At 65.7% G+C, this 265-nt stretch carries 1 pseudogene; it reads left to right on the top strand.

What is annotated here, in order from left to right:
- Positions 1–265: pseudogene (locus tag FAZ69_RS33055) on the top strand (aromatic acid/H+ symport family MFS transporter); the annotation flags it as partial.

Here is a 265-nt window from a genome sequence, read left to right as displayed (position 1 = left end):
GCGCAGCAAGTGGAAGAGGCGCAATCTTCGATCGTCGACATCAGCGCGCTGATCGACAGCCGTCCGCTGAGCGCATTCCAGATCGCGATCATGATCATGATCGGCTGTTCGGTGGTGATGGACGGCTTCGACGTGCAGACCATGGGCTTTGTCGCGCCGGCGATCGTGCAGGCGTGGCGCATCAGCGCGGCGGACCTCGGGCCGGTCTTCGGCGCAGGTTTGCTGGGGATGCTCGCGGGCTCGATCGTGCTGGGCGCGATGGCCG

Source organism: Trinickia terrae, from assembly GCF_005144415.1.
In the GTDB taxonomy this organism is placed as follows: Bacteria; Pseudomonadota; Gammaproteobacteria; order Burkholderiales; family Burkholderiaceae; genus Trinickia_A; species Trinickia_A terrae.
This window is presented reverse-complemented; position numbering and strand designations above follow the sequence as displayed.